Origin of the sequence: Cupriavidus sp. SK-3 (genome assembly GCF_000611145.1) — a bacterium.
Classification (GTDB): Bacteria; Pseudomonadota; Gammaproteobacteria; order Burkholderiales; family Burkholderiaceae; genus Cupriavidus.
Genome location: NZ_JFJV02000183.1, coordinates 1 through 3108, shown reverse-complemented (window position 1 = coordinate 3108; position 3108 = coordinate 1). Strand labels below are relative to the sequence as shown.

Here is a 3108-nt window from a genome sequence, read left to right as displayed (position 1 = left end):
GACCGCGACGGCCTGCCGCTGGCGGCCGCCGCCGCGCCCGCCGGCCGCACCGGCCCGGCGCTGCAAGCCGGGCAAGGCGGATGGGAAGCCGACGCTGCCACCTTGTGCGCCGCCATCGCCGCCGCCCGTACCGTGGTCAATCTGCTGGATGCCATGCCCGCCGCCGCCACGCTGGCGCGCTGGCAGCAAGCCGGCGAGCGCTGGCTTGCCGCCGCGCGCAAGACCACGCGCGTGGTCAGCGGTGGCGCGGCGGTCAAGCTCGATGCGCTGGCCGAAACGCTGACCTTCCACGCGGTGGAAGACATCGACTATCGCGGCCGCGACGCCGTGCAGTGGATCGCGCAAACGCCGGTGCGCGTGCTTGAGGGCCAGGCACGTGGCACGCGCGGCGCCGCCGAGAGCGGCATCGAGGCCGGCCTGCTGGTGTCGCGCGTGGTCGATCGCGAGAACGGCCAGACGCTAGCGGTTCACTACCTGCTGTGCGACCCGGCATTGTCGGCCGAGGGCGTGCAACTGGCCCGCTGGGCCCGCTGGGCTGAAGCCGGCGAAGCGCAACTTCGCACGCTGCGCCACGCAATGGATCACCTGGGGCAGGGCGGGCAGGCAGGCGGCAACGAATCCTCGCTGGCCGAAGCGCAAGCCTGCGCGCGTCTGCTCGCCCTGCAGATGGCGGTAGCCGCGCTGCGGCTGGAGCAAGCGTGCGACGACAGCGCCGCCGCGTTCCTGGCGCGGCTGACCGGCCGCGCGCCCGCCCGCCAGATGCCGGCCGCCGCCGTGCTGGTGGAAGGCCTCGGCCGTTTGCTGGCCTTGCTCGACGTGCTGGAGAACTACCCCGGCCGAGGTGGCCGCGCCACGCCGTGCGCCACCCACGAAACGCCGCAGGAGGCCTTTCATCCCGGCGACGCCGCCGGCCTGCTCGAAGCGAGCATGAACGGCAGCCGCGTGTTGCAAACGCTGACGCAGGGAGAATAAGACGTGACTTCACTCGCCTCCGACCAGGCGGAAAGCTTGCGGCGCATGCTGGCGCCCCGCGCCACGCGCCGCATCGCGGTGGTCGCGAGCGATGCCGGTGCCGGCGCCACCACGGTGGCCTTGGGGCTGGCCAACGCACTCGCCATGCAAGGCGAGCGCGTCCTGCTCATCGATGAAGACCGCTTCGGCGCCCGCGCGACCCGCCTTGCCGGTGCCATGCCGGAAGGCACCCTGGCCGCCGTGCTGGGCGGCACCGTGACGCTGGAAGCCGCGCTGGGCAAGCGCCCGGCCGGCACCATCGCGGTGTTGCCCGGCAGTGCGCAGGCTGGTGGCGGGCTGCAGGCGCTGAATGGCTTTCGCACCGTGCTCACCGATGCCCGCGGTGACGCGGACGGCGGCTTGTCGCAGGTAGCCGGCACGGCGCACAACCTCGTTGTGGTGCTGCGCGCGGAGCCGGCCTCGATCAAGGCCGCCTATGCCTGCATCAAGCGGCTCAATCACCTGTACGCTTGCCGGCGCTTCCACCTGGTGATCAACGCCGCCGCCGGCGATGCCGCCGCGAGTGCCGTGCTGGGCAATCTGGCGCGCACCGCCAGCCAGTATCTCGGCGTCGAGGCGAGCCCCGCCGGCAGCCTGCCGTACGACCCGCTGGTGGAACGCAGCGTGGCACTAGGCCGCTGCGTGGTGGAGGCCTTTCCCGCCGCGCCCGCTACCGCCGCGCTACGCCGCATCGCCACGGGCATTGCCAGCTGGCCCTTGTCCACCGATTCCCGTTCAACCCCGACGGCGCCGCTGGCGCCGTCAGCCCCGGCCCTGGCTTAAACGCCTGGGCCTGCAGCCAGGACTCACGAGAATTCCACCATGTACACGATTCAGGGAAAGCTCGAACAGACCGACACCGTGACGGCGCATGCCTCGCTGGTGCGTCGTATCGCCCTGCAACTGGCAGCCAAGCTGCCTGCCAGCGTGCAGCTCGATGACTTGATCCAGGCTGGCATGATCGGCCTGCTCGACGCCGCCAAGCGCTACGAGGACACCCACGGTGCGCGTTTCGAGACCTATGCCAGCCAGCGCATCCGCGGCGCCATGCTTGACGAAGTGCGCGCCAACGACTGGCAGTCGCGCAGCCTGCGCCAGTTCACCCGGCGCATCGAACGCACCGTGCGCGGCCTGGAGCAAACGCTGGGCCGCGCGCCGCTCGACTCCGAAGTGGCGCAGGAGCTTGAGCTGCCGCTCGACGAATACCAGACACTGCTCAATGAAGTCTATGGCTGCCAGCTGCTGCACTACGAGGACTTCGAGCGCTCCGGCGAAGAGGACTTCCTGGACCGGCACCTAAGCGTCAGCGACGATGGCAACCCGCTCACCGTGCTGATGGAAAGCGGCATGCGCGAAGCGCTGATCCGTGCCATCGAGCGGCTGCCGGAGCGGGAAAAGCTGGTGCTGTCGTTGTGCTACGACCAGGAGCTCAATTTGCGTGAGATCGGGGCGGTGCTGGAGGTGACGGAGTCGCGGGTCTGCCAGATTCGCAGCCAGGCTATTACGCGGCTTCGTTCGCAGTTGCGCGGCTTGCTATGAGGGGCTGGTGCCATCGTCTTGGCGCTGCGTTGCTGGCCGCGGCCTGCTGCGCGGCCTGGGCCGCGCCCGCCGGGCCGCTGCATTCCTGGTCGGCTTCCGTGAACGGGCCTGCGCTGCATGGCAAGGGGTTGCGGACGATGTCGCCGCCGATCTTGCCTACCGGTTACTTGCCGCAGGCGGAGGGGGCTATTACTACCGTGCGGTGGCGATATAGTTTTGCTAGTACGCCGCCTAATGAGCTGCAGGCTTATTTGTGCAATGCGCAGCGTTGTGTGTTGCTGCCGGGGGCGGAGGGGCTTACCGAGGCGTTTAGCGGGGATGATGCGGCTAAGGGGTTTGTGTTTGCGTTTCAGGTGCCTGGGCGGGGGGCGCTGATGCCGGTGTTGATGGGGCAGTCGAATCAGGTTACGGTTAGTTTTAGGTGATTTTGTTGTTGTTGTTGTTGTTGTTGTTGTTGTTGTTAGCGGCGGTGGGTCATAAAAGCCTGAGTTCAAAAGCTTAACGTCAAAAGATTAACGTCAAAGGCTTAAAGTCAAAAGCGGTTTCACCCCCCTGCGG

3 protein-coding genes and 1 pseudogene are annotated in these 3108 nt (G+C 68.3%); all 4 read left to right on the top strand.

Features of this window, described 5'->3' with window-relative positions; all coding sequences use genetic code 11:
• Positions 1–972: pseudogene (gene flhF / locus CF70_RS17545) on the top strand (flagellar biosynthesis protein FlhF); the annotation flags it as partial.
• Between the two features lie 3 nt (positions 973–975).
• On the top strand, positions 976–1794 hold the full coding sequence (locus CF70_RS17540) for a MinD/ParA family ATP-binding protein (protein WP_235185103.1): 819 nt from the start codon (positions 976–978) through the stop codon (positions 1792–1794).
• A gap of 39 nt (positions 1795–1833) precedes the next feature.
• The gene (locus CF70_RS17535; protein WP_006162649.1) at positions 1834–2550 is read left to right on the top strand and encodes an RNA polymerase sigma factor FliA; all 717 of its coding nucleotides are present in this window, start codon (positions 1834–1836) and stop codon (positions 2548–2550) included.
• Positions 2547–2975 carry a flagellar protein FlhE gene (locus CF70_RS17530; RefSeq protein WP_035867258.1) on the top strand — a complete coding sequence of 143 codons (429 nt, stop codon included), beginning with the start codon at positions 2547–2549 and terminating at the stop codon, positions 2973–2975. The genes CF70_RS17535 and CF70_RS17530 overlap by 4 nt, the downstream gene beginning before the upstream one ends.
• The last annotated feature ends 133 nt before the right edge of the window (positions 2976–3108 follow it).